The sequence below is a fragment of the Streptomyces sp. NPDC004284 genome, from assembly GCF_042874035.1.
In the GTDB taxonomy this organism is placed as follows: domain Bacteria; phylum Actinomycetota; class Actinomycetes; order Streptomycetales; family Streptomycetaceae; genus Streptomyces.
Window position 1 is genome coordinate 1,013,432 of record NZ_JBIAMJ010000001.1, and the last position, 16,715, is coordinate 1,030,146.

The window sequence follows — 16,715 nt, forward strand, 5'->3', positions numbered from 1 at the left end:
AGGGCTGAAGAGCCCACCCCGGCCCGTTGTCGTACGTACGAGCTGTGTGACAGGAGAGTGTGGAGCAGTGCAGTTGGTAGTCGCGCGGATCGGCCGCGCCCACGGCATCAAGGGCGAGGTCACCGTCGAGGTGCGGACGGACGAGCCCGAGCTGAGGCTCGGCCCCGGTGCCGTACTGCTCACCGACCCGGCCTCCGCCGGGCCGCTGACCATCGAGAGCGGCCGCGTCCACAGCGGCCGGCTGTTGCTGCGCTTCGAGGGCGTCCGCGACCGCAACGCCGCCGAGGCCCTGCGCAACATCCTCCTCATCGCCGAGATCGACCCCGATGAGCTGCCGGAGGAGGAGGACGAGTACTACGACCACCAGCTCATGGACCTCGACGTCGTCCTCGTCGACGGCACCGAGATCGGCCGGATCACCGAGATCTCCCACCTGCCGTCCCAGGACCTCTTCATCGTCGAGCGCCCCGACGGCACCGAGCTGATGATCCCCTTCGTCTCCGAGATCGTCACCGAGATCGACCTGAAGGAGCAGCGGGCCGTGATCGACCCGCCGCCCGGCCTGATCGACGACCGCGCCGAGATCGTCTCCAGCCGGGACGACGGCCCCGCGGAGTCCGGCGAGGAGACGGCATGAGGCTCGACGTCGTCACGATCTTCCCCGAGTACCTGGAACCGCTGAACGTCTCCCTCGTCGGCAAGGCACGCGCGCGCGGACAGCTGGACGTCCATGTGCACCACCTGCGCGACTGGACCTACGACCGGCACAACACGGTCGACGACACGCCCTACGGCGGCGGCCCCGGCATGGTCATGAAGACCGAGCCCTGGGGCGACGCGCTCGACCAGACGCTCGCCGACGGCTACGAGGCGGGCGCCCACGGGCCGGTCCTCGTCGTCCCGACCCCCAGCGGCCGCCCCTTCACCCAGGAGCTCGCCGTCGAGCTCTCCGAGCGGCCCTGGCTGATCTTCACGCCGGCCCGCTACGAGGGCATCGACCGCCGCGTCATGGACGAGTACGCCACCCGGATGCCGGTCTACGAGGTCTCCATCGGCGACTACGTCCTCGCCGGCGGGGAGGCGGCCGTCCTCGTCGTCACCGAGGCCGTCGCCCGGCTGCTGCCCGGCGTCCTCGGCAACGCCGAGTCCCACCGGGACGACTCCTTCGCCCCCGGCGCCATGGCCAACCTCCTGGAGGGCCCCGTCTACACCAAGCCCCCCGAGTGGCGCGGCCGGGGCATCCCCGACGTCCTCCTCAGCGGGCACCACGGCAAGATCGCCCGCTGGCGGCGCGACGAGGCCTTCCGCCGTACGGTCGCCAACCGGCCCGACCTCATCGAGCGCTGCGACCCCTCCGCCTTCGACAAGAAGGACCGCGAGACCCTCTCCCTGCTGGGGTGGGCGCCCGAGCCCGGCGGCCGATTTTGGCGCAGGGTCGAGGGCGTGGAAGAATAGGCCGCTGTCGTCCGTCCGGCGCGCGCCCCTGCCACAGGGGGAACGACGCCGCCAGAAACGGACGACATCCCGAATCATTCGAACGTACCGCTGATGACCTGTGGCATCAGCGAGGAAAGAGACCTCCATGGCCTCCCTGCTCGACCAGGTCAACGCGGGTTCGCTCCGCTCCGACCTCCCCGCCTTCCGCCCGGGCGACACCGTCAACGTGCACGTCCGCGTCATCGAGGGCAACCGCTCCCGCATCCAGCAGTTCAAGGGTGTCGTCATCCGCCGCCAGGGCTCGGGCGTCAGCGAGACCTTCACGGTCCGCAAGGTCTCGTTCTCCGTCGGCGTCGAGCGCACCTTCCCGGTGAACTCCCCGATCTTCGAGAAGATCGAGCTCGTGACCCGCGGTGACGTCCGTCGCGCCAAGCTCTACTACCTGCGTGAGCTGCGTGGCAAGGCTGCCAAGATCAAGGAGAAGCGCGACCGCTGAGCCTCGGCTCCCGGCACGCTCACCGCTTCACGCTCCCCGCACAGGAAGGCCGGATAGGCTCTCCCGGCGATGGACACCGAAGCACAGCACACGGAGCGCGACCCCTCTTCCGACACGGATTCGTCCGGTACGGAGGAAGGGTCGCGCTCCGCGCGCGTTTCCGACGACTCGGGCGACCCCGGCGACTCCGGGCGGAGCTCCTCCTGGCGCCGCACCGCCCTCGTGGGCGGTGCCTGCGTGGTCTTCCTGCTGCTCCTGAGCCACTTCGTGATCCAGCCGTTCCTGATCCCCAGCGGTTCCATGGAGCCGACGCTCCAGGTCGGCGACCGGATCCTCGTGAACAAGCTGGCGTACCGTTTCGGCGGCGAGCCGGCCCGGGGCGACGTCGTCGTCTTCGACGGCACCGGCTCCTTCGTACGGGAGCGGCCCCAGGGCAATCCGGTCACCGGGCTCCTGCACGACGGGGCGGCCGCCCTCGGGCTCGTCGAGCCCGACGAGACCGACTTCGTGAAGCGGGTCGTCGGCGTCGGCGGCGACCGGGTCGTCTGCTGCGACAAGAACGGCCGGCTCACCGTCAACGGCGTTCCCGTCGAGGAGCGGTACGTGATGCTCGGCGACCGGCCCTCCAGCGTGCCCTTCGACATCGTCGTCCCGCAGGACAGGCTCTGGGTCATGGGCGACCACCGCAGCCAGTCCAGCGACTCCCGCGACCACCTCGGTGAGCCCGGCGGCGGCATGGTCCCCGTCGACAAGGTCGTCGGCCGCGCCGACTGGATCGCCTGGCCCTTCGGCCGCTGGTCCACCGTGCCCGGCACCGACGCCTTCGCGGCCGTACCGGCTCCGCCGGCCGGCGGGCACGGAGCGGGAGCCCATGGGTAGCAGGGGCCGCGGCAGATCCTCCGCCGGGACCGACCACGGCTCCGCCGCCCTGCCGGGCCGGGCCGAGCGCCGCAGGCTGGCCCGCAAGGTCAAGCGGCGCCGACAGCGCTCCGCGGTGCGGGAGATCCCGGTCCTGATCACCGTGGCCGTGCTCATCGCGCTCGTCCTCAAGACCTTCCTGGTCCAGGCGTTCGTCATCCCCTCCGGCTCCATGGAGCAGACGATCCGGATCTCCGACCGGGTCCTCGTCGACAAGCTCACGCCCTGGTTCGGCTCCCGCCCGCAGCGCGGTGACGTCGTCGTCTTCAAGGACCCCGGGAACTGGCTCCAGCAGGAGGCCACGCCGCCCGCCGACGACCCGATCGGCGTCAAGCAGGCCAAGCAGGCCCTGACCTTCATCGGACTGCTGCCCTCGGCCGACGACCGGGACCTCATCAAGCGGGTGATCGCCGTCGGGGGCGACACCGTCCGCTGCTGCGGCGAGGACGGGCGGATCACCGTCAACGGCGTGCCGCTGGACGAGCCGTACCTGCATCCCGGGAACCCGCCGTCCAAGATCCCCTTCGAGGTGAAGGTCCCGCAGGGCCGCATCTTCGTCATGGGCGACCACCGTTCGGACTCGGCCGACTCCCGGTTCCACCTCGACGAGGAGGGCCACGGCACCGTCTCCGAGGAGCAGGTCGTCGGGCGTGCCGTGGTGATCGCCTGGCCCTTCGGGCACTGGCGCACCCTGGAGGAGCGGGACGCCTTCTCCTCCGTACCGGACGCACGTGCGAGTTCCGGGACCGCATCCGATCTGTCGCATAGTGTGTCCCAGCGGAATCTGAACGGATTGCCCGGGCTCCCGACCCCTGCGGAACTTCTGCTCGTTATGGGAGTGGTGGGCCTGTCCCTGACCTGGGGCGGGCGTTCGCACGGACTGAGGAGTGGATGTGGGGGATTTGGCCGTCGGCGCACGATCCGGACACGATGGGCCGGAGAAGAGGGCCGACGGGGCCTTCGGCGATGACACGACGGGTGGCGACGTGACGGGTGACGAGCAGGCGCAGCCGCCGGGCGGCACGCCGGGCGAAGGCGACGACGAAGCGGCGGGCGGGTCCGGCGAGGGCCCGAAGAAGCAGCGTTCCTTCTGGAAGGAACTGCCCCTCCTCGTCGGCATCGCGCTGGTGCTCGCGCTGCTGATCAAGACCTTCCTGGTGCAGGCGTTCTCGATTCCGTCGGAGTCGATGATGAACACCCTCCAGAAGGGCGACCGGGTCCTCGTCGACAAGCTGACCCCCTGGTTCGGCTCCGAGCCCGAGCGCGGCGAGGTCGTCGTCTTCCACGACCCGGGCGGCTGGCTGGAGGGCCAGGAGACGCCCAAGCCGAACGTCGTGCAGAAGTTCCTCAGCTTCATCGGCCTCATGCCCTCCGCCGAGGAGAAGGACCTCATCAAGCGCGTCATCGCGGTCGGCGGCGACACCGTCTCCTGCAAGGAGGGCGGCAAGGTCGTCCTCAACGGCGTGGCGCTCGACGAGAGCGCGTACCTCGCCCCCGGCGCGGTGCCCTGCCAGGACTCCTTCGGCCCGATCAAGGTCCCCAAGGACCGGATCTGGGTCATGGGCGACAACCGGCAGAACTCCCTGGACTCCCGCTTCCACCAGCAGCTCCCGGGCGGCGGCACCGTCTCCAACGACGAGGTCGTGGGCCGCGCCGTCGTGATCGCCTGGCCGGTCACCCGCTGGGCCACGCTCCCCGTGCCCGACGTCTTCGACCAGCCGGCCCTCAACAAGGCCCTGGGCGCCGCGCCCCTCGGCGCGGCCGGTCTCGCCGGAGCGCTCCCGATCGTGCTGTGGCGCCGGAAGAAGCAGGCCGCACGGCATACCGCCGAGTAGCGACCCGCGGGTAGGGTGCCGTCCCGGACCGTCGACAGGACCACGGTCCGCCGACAGACCTACGGGGTGCGCACATGAGCGGAACCATACGGACCAAGGGCGGCCGCGGCCGCCTCGGCAGCGTGCTGTCGGGGCTGGCCGTGGCCGTCGGCTGTGTGCTCTTCCTCGGCGGTTTCGGCTGGGGAGCGGTGCTCTACCAGCCGTACACCGTCCCCACCGACTCCATGACCCCCACCCTCGACGTCGGCTCCAAGATCCTCGCCCAGCGGATCGACGGCGACGAGGTGCGGCGCGGTGACGTCGTCGTCTTCAGCGACCCGCTCTGGGGCGCCTCGCCCATGGTCAAGCGGGTCGTGGCCGTCGGCGGCGACACCGTCGCCTGCTGCGACCGGGACGGCCGGCTCACCGTGAACGGCAAGCCCGTCGACGAGCCCTACCTGCGGCCCGGAATCGGCGGCCGGACGGTCGCCTCGGGCCAGGACTTCTCGGCGACCGTCCCCGCGGGCAACCTCTTCCTGCTCGGCGACGACCGGAACACCTCGCTCGACTCCCGCACGCACCTGGAGGAGGCCGGACGGGGCTCCGTGCCGCGCTCCGCGGTCGTCGGCAGGGTCGACGCCGTCGTCTGGCCCGCCAAGGGCCTCCTGGAGCCCGCCGAGGGCTTCGCCGGCCTCCCGGGCGGCATCTCGCGACCGGGCCCCTTCACGGCACTCCGCACGGCGATCACGGCCGGCGTCGCGCTGATCCTCCTGGGGGCCGCGTACGGTCCGGTGGCCCGCCTCCTGACCCGCCGCCGCCCCGACGGGCCGCGGCCGGGCGTACGGGAGAGGGTGGAGGCATGACGGACGCGGGGACCCCGGAAGGTGTGCCGGACGCGACCGAGTCCCGGCGGGTCGCGCGGGTCGTGCTGCTCGACCCCGACGACCGCGTTCTGCTCCTGCACGGCCACGAGCCCGACGACCCGGCCGAGAGCTGGTGGTTCACCCCGGGCGGCGGCCTGGAGGGCGACGAGACCCGGGAGGAGGCGGCGCTGCGCGAACTCGCGGAGGAGACCGGCATCACCGAGGTCGACCTCGGCCCCGTGCTCTGGAAGCGGTACTGCTCCTTCCCCTTCGACGGGCGCCGCTGGGACCAGGACGAGTGGTACTACCTGGCCCGCACCCGCGAAGTCGAGGCCGCGCCCCGGCCGCGGGCCCTCACGGAACTGGAGACCCGCAGCCTCGCGGGCCTGAGATGGTGGACCTCCGCCGAACTGTCGGCGGCCCATGAGACGGTGTACCCGACCAGGCTCGCCGAGCTGCTCCAGACGCTGCTCGACGAGGGACCTCCGAGTGCACCGGTGGTTCTCGCCCCGGAAATCGTTTAGGGGCGCGTACGGCTGGCGCACAATAGGGGGACGCACGGCTGAAGGGGAACATGCCATGAGCGCCGAGGACCTCGAGAAGTACGAGACCGAGATGGAGCTGAAGCTCTACCGGGAGTACCGCGACGTCGTCGGGCTGTTCAAATACGTGATCGAGACCGAGCGGCGCTTCTACCTCACCAACGACTACGAGATGCAGGTGCACTCGGTGCAGGGCGAGGTCTTCTTCGAGGTCAGCATGGCCGACGCCTGGGTCTGGGACATGTACAGGCCCGCCAGGTTCGTCAAGCAGGTCCGCGTCCTGACCTTCAAGGACGTGAACATCGAGGAGCTCAACAAGAGCGACCTCGAACTTCCCGGCAGCTGAGACCTCTCCCGCGCCCCTCCCGCGGAAACCACCCGCAGGGGTGACGGGATTCTCCACAGCCTCCCGGCCGTCCACAGCGCCGCACGCGGTCCGCCGCACTCCGTCACATTCGGTGACGGAGGTGGTACCGCATGAACAGGACCCAAGCCCTCGGACGGTACGGGGAGGAGCTGGCGACCCGCCGGCTCACCGCGACCGGCATGCACATCCTCGCCCGCAACTGGCGCTGCGGCCGGACCGGCGAGATCGACATCGTCGCCCGCGACGGCGACACCCTCGTCATCTGCGAGGTCAAGACCCGGCGCGACGACGGCTACGAACACCCGATGGCCGCCGTCACACCGCGCAAGGCCGAGCGGCTCCGCCGCCTCGCCGCCTGCTGGCTCGACCGCAACGACACCCCGGCACCCGTCGGCGGCGTCCGCATCGACCTCGTCGGCATCGTCCTGCCGCGCAAGGGCGCCCCCGTCCTCACCCACGCCCAGGGGGTGGCCTGATGGGATTCGCCCGCACCTGCTCCGTAGCCCTCGTCGGCGTCGAAGGCGTCGTCGTCGAGGTCCAGGCCGACCTCGAACCCGGCGTCGCGGCCTTCACCCTCGTCGGCCTCCCCGACAAGAGCCTCATCGAGAGCCGCGACCGGGTCCGCGCCGCCGTCGTGAACTCCGGCGCCGAATGGCCCCAGAAGAAGCTGACCGTCGGTCTCAGCCCGGCATCCGTCCCGAAGGGCGGCTCCGGCTTCGACCTCGCCGTCGCCGCGGCCGTGCTCGGCGCCGCCGAGCGGATCGACCCGCGGGCCATCGCCGACCTCGTCCTCATCGGCGAACTCGGCCTCGACGGCCGCGTCCGGCCCGTCCGCGGCGTCCTGCCCGCCGTCCTCGCCGCCGCCGAAGCCGGATACGACCAGGTCGTCGTCCCCGAGCAGACCGCCGGCGAGGCCTCCCTCGTCCCCGGGGTCTCCGTCCTCGGCGTCCGCAGCCTCCGCCAGCTGATCGCCGTCCTCGCCGACGAACCCGTCCCCGACGAGGAGGCCACCGAAGAAGGCCGGCCCGACGCCATGCTCGCCGGACTCCTCGTCCCCGGCGCCGGCATCGGCACCGGACTCTCCGCGGACCCCGCCGAAGGCCCCGACCTCGCCGACGTCGCCGGCCAGCGCCGGGCCCGCCTCGCCCTGGAGGTCGCCGCCGCGGGCAGCCACCACCTGCTGCTCTCCGGCCCGCCCGGCGCGGGCAAGACCATGCTCGCCGAGCGCCTCCCCGGCATCCTCCCGCCCCTCACCCGACAGGAATCCCTGGAAGTCACCGCCGTCCACTCCGTCGGCGGCATCCTCCCGCCCGGCGAACCCCTCGTCCGCCGCGCGCCCTACTGCGCACCCCACCACTCCGCCACCATGCAGTCCCTCGTCGGCGGAGGGAACGGTCTCCCCAGGCCCGGCGCCGTCTCCCTCGCCCACCGAGGAGTCCTGTTCCTGGACGAGGCCCCGGAGTTCTCCGGCAAGGCCCTCGACGCGCTCCGCCAGCCCCTCGAATCCGGGCACGTCGTCATCGCCCGCGCCGCCGGCGTCGTGCGCCTCCCCGCCCGTTTCCTCCTCGCCCTCGCCGCCAACCCCTGCCCCTGCGGCCGTCACACCCTTCACGGCGCCGGCTGCGAATGCCCCGCCTCCGTCATCCGCCGCTACCAGGCGCGACTCTCCGGACCCCTGCTCGACCGCGTCGACCTCCGCGTCGAAGTCGAACCCGTCACCCGCGCCGACCTCCTCGGACAGGGCGGCCGGGGCGAGACCACCGCCACCGTCGCCGCCCGCGTCCACGAAGCCCGGGCCCGAGCCGCCGCACGGCTCGCCGACACCCCCTGGAAGGTGAACAGCGAGATCCCCGGGCACGAGCTCCGCACCCGCCACCTCGCCGCACCCGGCGCCCTCGCCGATGCCGAACGCGACGTCGAACGCGGACTGCTCACCGCCCGCGGCCTCGACCGCGTCCTCCGCGTCGCCTGGACCATCGCCGACCTGAACGGCCGCGACCGGCCCGGCGGCGAGGAGATCGCCCTCGCCCTCGAACTGCGCACCGGCGTCGCCCGCGGCGTGCCCGTCGGAGCGGGGGAGCACGCATGACCGCCACGCCCGGACCCGAGACCCCCGACCCCGTGCCCACCGCCGACCCCACCCCCGCCCCCGTGCCCACCGCCGACCCCGCGCCCGCCCCCGACCCCACCTCCGCTCCCGGACCCGCCCCCAGTGGCGAGCGCCTCGCCCGCGCGACCCTCAGCCGCGCCGTCGAACCCGGCGACGAACACGCCGGGCGGTGGCTCCGTGAGTACGGCGCCACCGGCTTCCTCGACCGACTGCTCCACACCGGGGGCGACACCTCGCCCTTCCCCGGCACCGGAGCCACACGCGTCGCCTCCTGGCGGCGACGCGCCGCCGCCGCCCGCCCCGGCCACGACCTCGACACCGTCCACGCCCTCGGCGGCCGCTTCCTCGTCCCCGGCGACACCGAATGGCCGCGTCAACTCGACGACCTCGGCGACGCCCGCCCCCTCGGCCTCTGGGTCCGCGGCCCCGCCGACCTGCGCACCTGGGCCCTGCGCTCCGTCGCCCTCGTCGGCGCCCGCGCCTGCACCCCGTACGGCGCCCACACCGCCGCCGACCTCGCCGCAGGACTCAGCCGACAGGGCTGGGTCGTCGTCTCCGGAGCCGCCTACGGCATCGACGGCGCCGCCCACCGGGGCGCCCTCGCCGCCGGCGGCGCCACCGTCGCCGTCCTCGCCTGCGGCATCGACACCCCGTACCCCCGCGGCCACGACCGGCTCATCCGGCGCGTCGCGGAACAAGGACTCGTCGTCGGCGAGCTGCCACCCGACAGCCACCCCACCCCCAGCCGCTTCATCCTCCGCAACCGCGTCATCGCCGCCCTCACCCGGGGAACGGTCGTCATCGAGGCCCAGCACCGCAGCGGCTCCCTCGTCACCGCCCGCGCCGCCGGCCGCCTCGGCCGCCACGTCATGGGCGTCCCCGGACCCGTCACCAGCGCACTCTCGGCAGGCGTCCACGAACTCCTGCGCGGCGACGCCACCCTCGTCACCGACGCCGACGAGATCGTCGAACTCGTCGGAGAGATCGGCCGGCTCGCCCCCGCGCGCCGGGGGCCCGTCCTGCCCCGCGACCTCCTCGCCCCCGCCACCGCGCACGTCCTCGAAGCCGTCCCCGCCCGCGGCCCCACGCCCACCACCGTCGTCGCCCGGCGGGCCGGAACCACCCCCGACGACACCCTCGCCAAGCTGTACGAACTCCACTCGCTCGGCTTCGTCGAACGGCACGGGGAGGGCTGGCGGTTGACGAACACCGCGACAGAAGCGTCGAACGCGCGGCGAGGCGGTACTTGACCTGGAGCATTCGGGTGAAAAGGTGAGGCCGATGAACAACCGAGTTCTCTCGGCCGCACCCGAGGGGCCGACACGCGCCACGGCCCGGGTTCGAAGATGCGACCGACGGCGTCCACCCGGAGCGGAGCGATCCGCCGAGGTTCGCTCACCGCGACGGCGCACTCACGCTACGCTCACCAGGATTCCCGACAGGACACCCACACCGACACACCCGACAGCAGAACGGCTCAAGGCAACGCATGCCCCAGCACACCTCCGGGTCTGACCGCGCTGCGGTGCCCCCAGCAGCCCGGGGCACCGTGCGACCACCCGCACCGACCTCACTCGACGAGCTGTGGCGCTCGTACAAGGACACCGGCGACGAGAGGCTGCGGGAGCAGCTGATCCTGCACTACTCGCCGCTCGTCAAATACGTCGCCGGACGGGTCAGCGTGGGGCTGCCGTCCAATGTGGAACAGGCCGACTTCGTCTCCTCCGGGGTCTTCGGCCTCATCGACGCCATCGAGAAGTTCGACGTCGAGCGGGCGATCAAGTTCGAGACCTACGCGATCACCCGCATCCGCGGCGCCATGATCGACGAACTCCGCGCCCTCGACTGGATCCCGCGCTCCGTCCGCCAGAAGGCCCGCAACGTCGAGCGGGCCTACGCCACCCTCGAAGCGCAGCTCCGCCGGACCCCCTCCGAGAGCGAGGTCGCCGCGGAGATGGAGATCACGCTGGAGGAACTGCACGCGGTTTTCAGCCAGTTGTCCCTGGCGAACGTGGTGGCCCTGGAGGAGCTGCTGCACGTCGGCGGCGAGGGCGGCGACCGGCTCTCCCTCATGGACACCCTGGAGGACACCGCCGCGGACAACCCCGTCGAGGTCGCCGAGGACCGCGAGCTGCGCCGGCTGCTCGCCCGCGCCATCAACACGCTCCCCGAGCGCGAGAAGACCGTCGTCACGCTCTACTACTACGAGGGCCTGACCCTCGCGGAGATCGGCCACGTCCTCGGCGTCACCGAGAGCCGCGTCAGTCAGATCCACACCAAATCCGTCCTCCAGCTCCGCGCCAAGCTGGCCGACGTCGGGCGCTGACCCTTGCGGGCCGGTCGTACAGTGGAGCCGTGCCCAGGATTCGAGCGGCCTCGGTGGCCGAGCACCGGACCATGCAGCGCGGCGCCCTCCTGGACGCCGCGCGTTCCCTGCTGTCCGAAGGGGGTACGGAGGCGCTGACCTTCCCCGCCCTCGCCGAGCGCACGGGGCTGGCCCGCTCGTCGGTCTACGAGTACTTCCGGTCGCGCGCCGCCGTCGTCGAAGAGCTGTGCGCCGTCGACTTCCCCGTCTGGGCCGCCGAGGTCGAGGCCGCCATGGCCGGCGCGGAGACGCCGCGCGACAAGGTCGAGGCGTACGTCCGCACGCAGTTGGACCTCGTCGGGGACCGGCGCCACCGGGCGGTCGTCGCCATCTCGGCGAGCGAACTCGACGACGGCGCCCGCGAGAAGATCCGCGCCGCCCACGGCGGCCTCGTCGCCATGATCGTCGAAGCCCTCGCCGCCCTGGGCCAGCCCCAGCCCCGCCTGGGCGCCATGCTCCTCCAGGGCGTCGTCGACGCCGCCGTCCGCCGCATCGAACTCGGCGCGGCCGAGGACCCCACGACCGTCGCCGAAGCCGCCGTCGCCATGGCCCTCCACGGCGTGGCCGGCCCCCAGGGCTAGGGCGCGAGCGGGAGCAGACGCGAGGGGGCCCTTCTCGTCAGGAGGAGGGGGTTCAGATACGCCTCGCCCCTGAGGAGGCCCCAGTGGAGGCAGGACCTCGGGCAGTGGGAGCTCTCCGTGACCTCGGCGATCGGGGTGCCCGGTGAGACCCGGGTGCCCCGGGGGACCAGCGGGGTCACCGGGGTGAAGGTCATGCGGAGCGGGGGAACACCTGTGCCCGGGAGGGTCAGGGTGAGCGCGCCGCGGCCGCCCACCGGGCCCGCGAAGGCGACCGTGCCCGCCGCCGGGGCCAGGACCGGGGTGCCCGGGGGAGCGGCGAGGTCCACGCCGCGGTGACCCGCGGCGTACGGGCCGGGCGGGGGCTGCCAGCCGCGGAGGATCTCCGGCGGAGGCGGACCCACCGGCCAGAGCAGGGTCAGGGTCGCGAGCAGGGTGAGCAGGTACATGGGGGAAGGATTTCCCGTGCGTCCGGCCCGTGCCGCTCACCGGCGACATCTGTGGACCACCCGGCGGTTGTGGACAGCGCCGTCACCCGGCGCTCCCGGGGTCCCGTACACTTCCTATGGCGACTCGGGTCACCGGGTCGACTTCGCACGCCCCGCCACCTGTCTCTGAGGCGGGTGGCAGCGCCTTTCGGTCCTTCGTGGCACGGCGCGCCGGGGCGTCAGGAAAACAACCGAGAAAACCAAGGAGATGGCCATGGCCGTCGTCACGATGCGGGAGCTGCTGGAGAGCGGCGTCCACTTCGGTCACCAGACCCGTCGCTGGAACCCGAAGATGAAGCGCTTCATCTTCACCGAGCGCAACGGCATCTACATCATCGACCTGCTCCAGTCGCTGTCGTACATCGACCGCGCCTACGAGTTCGTCAAGGAGACCGTCGCGCACGGCGGCTCCATCATGTTCGTCGGTACGAAGAAGCAGGCCCAGGAGGCCATCGCCGAGCAGGCGACGCGTGTCGGCATGCCGTACGTCAACCAGCGTTGGCTCGGTGGCATGCTCACCAACTTCTCCACCGTCTACAAGCGTCTGCAGCGCCTCAAGGAGCTCGAGCAGATCGACTTCGAGGACGTCGCCGCCTCGGGTCTCACCAAGAAGGAGCTCCTGGTCCTCTCCCGCGAGAAGGCCAAGCTGGAGAAGACCCTCGGTGGTATCCGCGAGATGCAGAAGGTGCCGAGCGCCGTCTGGATCGTCGACACCAAGAAGGAGCACATCGCCGTCGGTGAGGCGCGCAAGCTCCACATCCCGGTCGTCGCGATCCTCGACACCAACTGCGACCCCGACGAGGTCGACTACAAGATCCCGGGCAACGACGACGCGATCCGCTCCGTCACCCTGCTCACCCGCGTGATCGCCGACGCCGTCGCCGAGGGCCTCATCGCCCGCTCCGGCGCCGCGACCGGCGACTCGAAGCCGGGCGAGAAGGCCGCCGGCGAGCCGCTCGCCGAGTGGGAGCGCGACCTGCTCGAGGGTGAGAAGAAGGCCGACGAGGCCCCCGCCGAGGCCCCCGCCGCCGAGGCCGCCCCGGCCGAGGCCGCCGCCGAGGCTCCGGCCGCGGACGCCGAGCAGGCCTGACCCTCCAGGACCTTCGGGTGACGACGGCGGGGGCCCACGAAGCCCCCGCCGTCCACCCGTGGACCCGCCCGATCTTTCAGACTTCGAGAGAGAAACAGACTCATGGCGAACTACACCGCCGCTGACGTCAAGAAGCTCCGCGAGCTCACCGGCGCCGGCATGATGGACTGCAAGAAGGCCCTGGACGAGGCCGACGGCAACGTCGACAAGGCCGTCGAGGCGCTCCGCATCAAGGGCCAGAAGGGCGTCGCCAAGCGCGAGGGCCGCTCTGCCGAGAACGGCGCCGTTGTCTCCCTCATCGCCGACGACAACACCTCGGGCGTCCTCGTCGAGCTGAAGTGCGAGACGGACTTCGTCGCCAAGGGTGACAAGTTCCAGGCCGTCGCCGCCGAGCTGGCCCAGCACGTCGCCGCCACCTCCCCGGCCGACCTCGAGGCCCTGCTCGCCTCCGAGATCGAGGCCGGCAAGACCGTCCAGGCGTTCGTCGACGAGGCCAACGCCAACCTCGGCGAGAAGATCGTCCTGGACCGCTTCGCGCAGTACGCCGACGGCTTCGTCTACGCGTACATGCACCGCACGATGCCGGACCTCCCGCCGCAGATCGGTGTCCTCGTCGAGTTCGACAAGGCCGACGCCGACGTTGCCAAGGGTGTCGCCCAGCACATCGCCGCCTTCGCGCCGAAGTACCTCACCAAGGAAGAGATCCCGGCCGAGGTCGTCGAGTCCGAGCGTCGCATCGCCGAGGAGACCACCCGCGCCGAGGGCAAGCCCGAGGCCGCGATCGCCAAGATCGTCGAGGGTCGCGTCAACGGCTTCTTCAAGGACGCCACGCTGCTCGGCCAGCCGTACGCCCTGGACAACAAGAAGTCCGTCCAGAAGGTCCTGGACGAGGCCGGTGTCACCCTGAAGCGCTTCACGCGCATCAAGGTCGGCATCTGAGTCCGTACGCGAACGCGACGGACGCCGGACCCCAGGTAGGGTCTGAGGCAGTCGTCCGCGCACGCGCAGGACGACCGCAGATCTGACGAGGAGGCCATTGCCGTACGGGATACCGCGAGGATCCAGGGCAATGGCCTCCTTCGTATGTGTACGAGGAGATCTCCATGAATCAGGGCGCCGCACAGGGCGACGACAACAACGGCAAGAAGTTCGGCCGCTACATGCTGAAGCTGTCCGGAGAAGCCTTCTCCGGCGGCACCGGGCTGGGCGTCGACCCGGACGTCGTGCACGCCATCGCGCGTGAGATCGCGGCCGTCGTCCGCGACGGCGCGGAGATCGCGGTGGTGATCGGCGGTGGCAACTTCTTCCGCGGCGCCGAGCTCCAGCAGCGCGGCATGGACCGGGCCCGCTCCGACTACATGGGCATGCTCGGCACCGTGATGAACTGCCTCGCCCTCCAGGACTTCCTGGAGAAGGAGGGCATCGACTCCCGCGTCCAGACCGCCATCACCATGGGCCAGGTCGCCGAGCCGTACATCCCGCTGCGCGCCGTGCGCCACCTGGAGAAGGGCCGCGTGGTCATCTTCGGCGCGGGCATGGGCATGCCGTACTTCTCCACGGACACCACCGCCGCCCAGCGCGCCCTGGAGATCGACGCCGAGGCCCTGCTCATGGGCAAGAACGGCGTGGACGGCGTCTACGACTCCGACCCCAAGCGCAACCCCGACGCGGTCAAGTTCGACGCGCTGGAGTACAGCGAGGTGATCTCCCGCGACCTCAAGGTCGCCGACGCCACCGCCATCACCCTGTGCCGGGACAACAATCTCCCGATCCTCGTCTTCGAACTGCTCACCGAGGGCAATATCGCTCGCGCGGTGAAGGGTGAGAAGATCGGCACGCTCGTGAGCGACCAGGGCACCCGGGCCTGACCCGAACCGGGGAACCGCCCCGCAAGGGGATGGACAGAGCCCTGCCGGTCGTACACCGTGCAGGACACAACGCGACGACACGCAGGAGCAAGTGGTGATCGAAGAGACCCTCCTCGAGGCCGAGGAGAAGATGGAGAAGGCCGTCGTGGTCGCCAAGGAGGACTTCGCCGCGATTCGCACCGGCCGTGCGCACCCGGCGATGTTCAACAAGATCGTGGCCGACTACTACGGTGCCATCACCCCCATCAACCAGCTGGCGTCCTTCTCCGTCCCGGAGCCGCGCATGGCCGTGGTGACGCCGTTCGACAAGAGCGCGCTGCGCAACATCGAGCAGGCGATCCGGGACTCGGACCTCGGCGTCAACCCGAGCAACGACGGCAACATCATCCGTGTGGTGTTCCCCGAGCTGACCGAGGAGCGCCGCCGGGAGTACATCAAGGTCGCCAAGGGCAAGGCCGAGGACTCGAAGATCTCGATCCGCTCGGTGCGCCGCAAGGCCAAGGAGACCATCGACAAGCTCGTCAAGGACGGCGAGGTCGGCGAGGACGAGGGCCGCCGCGCCGAGAAGGAGCTCGACGACACCACCGCGAAGTACGTCGCGCAGGTGGACGAGCTGCTCAAGCACAAGGAAGCCGAGCTGCTCGAGGTCTGATGAACGACTCTTCCTGGGGGGCCCCGGCCGGTTCCGGCCGCGGGGGACCCGACCAGGGGCCTGCCCCGGCGGGTCCCGCATACGATCGGCAGCAGGCGGCGCAGACTCGGCCCATGCCCATCGTGCCCGACGTTCCCGCCGGCGGATTCCAGGACGGTCACGACCGGGGGGCCGCTCACCAGAGCGGTCCCCTGTTCCGTGACGAGCCGCCGCACGAGCACCCGCAGGAGCCCATGTCCAGCCCCACCCCGCCTCCGCCGCCCGCGCCGCCGGCGCCTCGGCAGAAGAAGAGCGCGGGCCGTGACCTGGGCGCGGCCATAGGCGTCGGAGTCGGTCTCGGTGCCGTCATCATCACCTCGCTGTTCATCTGGAAGCCGGCGTTCATCGGGGTGATAGCGGTCGCCGTGGTCGTCGGCCTGTGGGAGCTCACCTCCCGCCTCCAGGAGCGCAAGGAGATCAAGGCTCCGCTGGTGCCGCTCGCGGTCGGCGGCGCGGCGATGGTCGTCGCCGGCTACGTCCGGGGCGCCGAGGGCGCCTGGGTGGCGATGGCCCTGACGGCGCTCGCGGTGCTCGTCTGGCGGATGACGGAGCCTCCCGAGGGCTACCTCAAGGACGTCACGGCGGGGGTCTTCGCCGCGTTCTACGTGCCGTTCCTGGCGACGTTCGTGGCGCTGCTGCTGACCGCGGACGACGGGCCGCAGCGGGTGCTGACCTTCCTGATCCTGACCGTGGTCAGCGACACCGGGGCGTACGCGATCGGCTGGCGCTTCGGCAAGCACAAGCTGGCCCCGAGGATCAGCCCCGGCAAGACCCGGGAGGGTCTGGTCGGCGCGGTGACGTTCGCGATGGCGGCGGGCGCGCTGTGCATGCAGTTCATGATCGACGACGGGGCCTGGTGGCAGGGCCTGATCCTCGGTCTCGCGGTGGCGGCGAGCGCGACGCTCGGCGACCTCGGCGAGTCCATGATCAAGCGCGACCTCGGCATCAAGGACATGGGCACGCTCCTGCCGGGCCACGGCGGCATCATGGACAGGCTCGATTCGCTGCTGCCGACGGCGCCGGTGGTGTGGTTGCTGATGGCGTTGTTCGTCGGGACCGGCTGAGCCGTTCGACCCCGTTTTCCGTGG

General features: G+C 71.4%; 20 protein-coding genes. 19 read left to right on the forward strand and 1 reads right to left on the reverse strand.

The window, feature by feature from the left end:
* Nucleotides 1-67: 67 nt before the first annotated feature.
* From rimM to ACFYUS_RS04745, 14 genes are all read left to right on the forward strand, one after another.
* Nucleotides 68-637, forward strand: a complete 570-nt coding sequence (gene rimM, locus ACFYUS_RS04680) for a ribosome maturation factor RimM (RefSeq protein ID WP_388845727.1) — start codon at nucleotides 68-70, stop codon at nucleotides 635-637.
* Nucleotides 634-1,455, forward strand: a complete 822-nt coding sequence (gene trmD / locus ACFYUS_RS04685) for a tRNA (guanosine(37)-N1)-methyltransferase TrmD (protein ID WP_388845730.1) — start codon at nucleotides 634-636, stop codon at nucleotides 1,453-1,455. The genes rimM and trmD overlap by 4 nt, the downstream gene beginning before the upstream one ends.
* 127 nt (nucleotides 1,456-1,582) lie before the next feature.
* On the forward strand, nucleotides 1,583-1,933 hold the full coding sequence (rplS, locus tag ACFYUS_RS04690) for a 50S ribosomal protein L19 (RefSeq protein WP_015036473.1): 351 nt from the start codon (nucleotides 1,583-1,585) through the stop codon (nucleotides 1,931-1,933).
* A 69-nt stretch (nucleotides 1,934-2,002) separates the two neighbouring features.
* On the forward strand, nucleotides 2,003-2,812 hold the full coding sequence (gene lepB, locus ACFYUS_RS04695; protein WP_388845733.1) for a signal peptidase I: 810 nt from the start codon (nucleotides 2,003-2,005) through the stop codon (nucleotides 2,810-2,812).
* The gene (lepB, locus tag ACFYUS_RS04700; protein ID WP_388845736.1) at nucleotides 2,805-3,821 is read left to right on the forward strand and encodes a signal peptidase I; all 1,017 of its coding nucleotides are present in this window, start codon (nucleotides 2,805-2,807) and stop codon (nucleotides 3,819-3,821) included. Before lepB (ACFYUS_RS04695) ends, lepB (ACFYUS_RS04700) begins: the two co-directional genes overlap by 8 nt.
* Nucleotides 3,754-4,686, forward strand: coding sequence for a signal peptidase I (lepB, locus tag ACFYUS_RS04705; RefSeq protein ID WP_388845993.1), 933 nt, complete (start codon nucleotides 3,754-3,756; stop codon nucleotides 4,684-4,686). The genes lepB (ACFYUS_RS04700) and lepB (ACFYUS_RS04705) overlap by 68 nt, the downstream gene beginning before the upstream one ends.
* 74 nt (nucleotides 4,687-4,760) lie before the next feature.
* Entirely contained in the window at nucleotides 4,761-5,528 is a 768-nt protein-coding gene (gene lepB, locus ACFYUS_RS04710; protein WP_388845739.1) for a signal peptidase I, read from the forward strand.
* Nucleotides 5,525-6,052, forward strand: a complete 528-nt coding sequence (locus ACFYUS_RS04715) for an NUDIX hydrolase (RefSeq protein ID WP_388845742.1) — start codon at nucleotides 5,525-5,527, stop codon at nucleotides 6,050-6,052. The genes lepB (ACFYUS_RS04710) and ACFYUS_RS04715 overlap by 4 nt, the downstream gene beginning before the upstream one ends.
* 55 nt (nucleotides 6,053-6,107) lie before the next feature.
* On the forward strand, nucleotides 6,108-6,416 hold the full coding sequence (locus tag ACFYUS_RS04720; RefSeq protein ID WP_005311352.1) for a DUF2469 domain-containing protein: 309 nt from the start codon (nucleotides 6,108-6,110) through the stop codon (nucleotides 6,414-6,416).
* 131 nt (nucleotides 6,417-6,547) lie between these two features.
* Nucleotides 6,548-6,913, forward strand: coding sequence for a YraN family protein (locus ACFYUS_RS04725; protein ID WP_388845744.1), 366 nt, complete (start codon nucleotides 6,548-6,550; stop codon nucleotides 6,911-6,913).
* Nucleotides 6,913-8,526, forward strand: a complete 1,614-nt coding sequence (locus ACFYUS_RS04730) for a YifB family Mg chelatase-like AAA ATPase (RefSeq protein ID WP_388845746.1) — start codon at nucleotides 6,913-6,915, stop codon at nucleotides 8,524-8,526. The genes ACFYUS_RS04725 and ACFYUS_RS04730 overlap by 1 nt, the downstream gene beginning before the upstream one ends.
* Nucleotides 8,523-9,797, forward strand: coding sequence for a DNA-processing protein DprA (gene dprA / locus ACFYUS_RS04735; protein ID WP_388845748.1), 1,275 nt, complete (start codon nucleotides 8,523-8,525; stop codon nucleotides 9,795-9,797). The genes ACFYUS_RS04730 and dprA overlap by 4 nt, the downstream gene beginning before the upstream one ends.
* A gap of 239 nt (nucleotides 9,798-10,036) precedes the next feature.
* Nucleotides 10,037-10,873, forward strand: coding sequence for an RNA polymerase sigma factor WhiG (gene whiG / locus ACFYUS_RS04740; protein ID WP_041131468.1), 837 nt, complete (start codon nucleotides 10,037-10,039; stop codon nucleotides 10,871-10,873).
* A gap of 53 nt (nucleotides 10,874-10,926) precedes the next feature.
* A complete protein-coding gene (locus ACFYUS_RS04745; protein WP_388845996.1) occupies nucleotides 10,927-11,493 on the forward strand; it encodes a TetR/AcrR family transcriptional regulator in 567 nt (188 codons plus the stop codon).
* Here ACFYUS_RS04745 and ACFYUS_RS04750 read toward each other — a convergent pair.
* Nucleotides 11,490-11,939 (reverse strand): peptidoglycan DD-metalloendopeptidase family protein, encoded by a 450-nt coding sequence (locus ACFYUS_RS04750; RefSeq protein ID WP_388845751.1) that lies wholly within the window; start codon nucleotides 11,937-11,939, stop codon nucleotides 11,490-11,492. The two genes, ACFYUS_RS04745 and ACFYUS_RS04750, sit on opposite strands and share 4 nt — an antisense overlap.
* Nucleotides 11,940-12,192: 253 nt before the next feature.
* On the opposite strand from ACFYUS_RS04750, the gene rpsB reads away from it, so the two are divergent.
* The 5 genes from rpsB (at nucleotide 12,193) to ACFYUS_RS04775 (ending at nucleotide 16,691) form a co-directional block, all read left to right on the forward strand.
* Nucleotides 12,193-13,068, forward strand: a complete 876-nt coding sequence (rpsB, locus tag ACFYUS_RS04755) for a 30S ribosomal protein S2 (RefSeq protein ID WP_388845754.1) — start codon at nucleotides 12,193-12,195, stop codon at nucleotides 13,066-13,068.
* A 102-nt stretch (nucleotides 13,069-13,170) separates the two neighbouring features.
* Complete coding sequence (tsf, locus tag ACFYUS_RS04760; RefSeq protein ID WP_388845757.1) at nucleotides 13,171-14,007, forward strand: translation elongation factor Ts; 837 nt, start codon at nucleotides 13,171-13,173, stop codon at nucleotides 14,005-14,007.
* Between the two features lie 164 nt (nucleotides 14,008-14,171).
* Complete coding sequence (pyrH, locus tag ACFYUS_RS04765; protein WP_388845759.1) at nucleotides 14,172-14,936, forward strand: UMP kinase; 765 nt, start codon at nucleotides 14,172-14,174, stop codon at nucleotides 14,934-14,936.
* A 94-nt stretch (nucleotides 14,937-15,030) separates the two neighbouring features.
* Nucleotides 15,031-15,588 (forward strand): ribosome recycling factor, encoded by a 558-nt coding sequence (frr, locus tag ACFYUS_RS04770; RefSeq protein WP_026057589.1) that lies wholly within the window; start codon nucleotides 15,031-15,033, stop codon nucleotides 15,586-15,588.
* Nucleotides 15,588-16,691, forward strand: coding sequence for a phosphatidate cytidylyltransferase (locus ACFYUS_RS04775; RefSeq protein WP_388845762.1), 1,104 nt, complete (start codon nucleotides 15,588-15,590; stop codon nucleotides 16,689-16,691). The genes frr and ACFYUS_RS04775 overlap by 1 nt, the downstream gene beginning before the upstream one ends.
* Nucleotides 16,692-16,715: the final 24 nt, after the last annotated feature.

Excerpts from the sequence above, each read along its gene's own strand:
- trmD (WP_388845730.1), top strand. The coding sequence starts at position 634 with ATGAGGCTCGACGTCGTCACGATCTTCCCCGAGTACCTGGAACCGCTG.
- rplS (WP_015036473.1), top strand. The coding sequence starts at position 1,583 with ATGGCCTCCCTGCTCGACCAGGTCAACGCGGGTTCGCTCCGCTCCGAC.
- lepB (WP_388845733.1), top strand. The coding sequence starts at position 2,003 with ATGGACACCGAAGCACAGCACACGGAGCGCGACCCCTCTTCCGACACG.
- lepB (WP_388845736.1), top strand. The coding sequence starts at position 2,805 with ATGGGTAGCAGGGGCCGCGGCAGATCCTCCGCCGGGACCGACCACGGC.
- lepB (WP_388845739.1), top strand. The coding sequence starts at position 4,761 with ATGAGCGGAACCATACGGACCAAGGGCGGCCGCGGCCGCCTCGGCAGC.
- ACFYUS_RS04715 (WP_388845742.1), top strand. The coding sequence starts at position 5,525 with ATGACGGACGCGGGGACCCCGGAAGGTGTGCCGGACGCGACCGAGTCC.
- ACFYUS_RS04720 (WP_005311352.1), top strand. The coding sequence starts at position 6,108 with ATGAGCGCCGAGGACCTCGAGAAGTACGAGACCGAGATGGAGCTGAAG.
- ACFYUS_RS04725 (WP_388845744.1), top strand. The coding sequence starts at position 6,548 with ATGAACAGGACCCAAGCCCTCGGACGGTACGGGGAGGAGCTGGCGACC.
- ACFYUS_RS04730 (WP_388845746.1), top strand. The coding sequence starts at position 6,913 with ATGGGATTCGCCCGCACCTGCTCCGTAGCCCTCGTCGGCGTCGAAGGC.
- dprA (WP_388845748.1), top strand. The coding sequence starts at position 8,523 with ATGACCGCCACGCCCGGACCCGAGACCCCCGACCCCGTGCCCACCGCC.
- whiG (WP_041131468.1), top strand. The coding sequence starts at position 10,037 with ATGCCCCAGCACACCTCCGGGTCTGACCGCGCTGCGGTGCCCCCAGCA.
- ACFYUS_RS04750 (WP_388845751.1), bottom strand. The coding sequence starts at position 11,939 with ATGTACCTGCTCACCCTGCTCGCGACCCTGACCCTGCTCTGGCCGGTG.
- rpsB (WP_388845754.1), top strand. The coding sequence starts at position 12,193 with ATGGCCGTCGTCACGATGCGGGAGCTGCTGGAGAGCGGCGTCCACTTC.
- tsf (WP_388845757.1), top strand. The coding sequence starts at position 13,171 with ATGGCGAACTACACCGCCGCTGACGTCAAGAAGCTCCGCGAGCTCACC.
- pyrH (WP_388845759.1), top strand. The coding sequence starts at position 14,172 with ATGAATCAGGGCGCCGCACAGGGCGACGACAACAACGGCAAGAAGTTC.
- ACFYUS_RS04775 (WP_388845762.1), top strand. The coding sequence starts at position 15,588 with ATGAACGACTCTTCCTGGGGGGCCCCGGCCGGTTCCGGCCGCGGGGGA.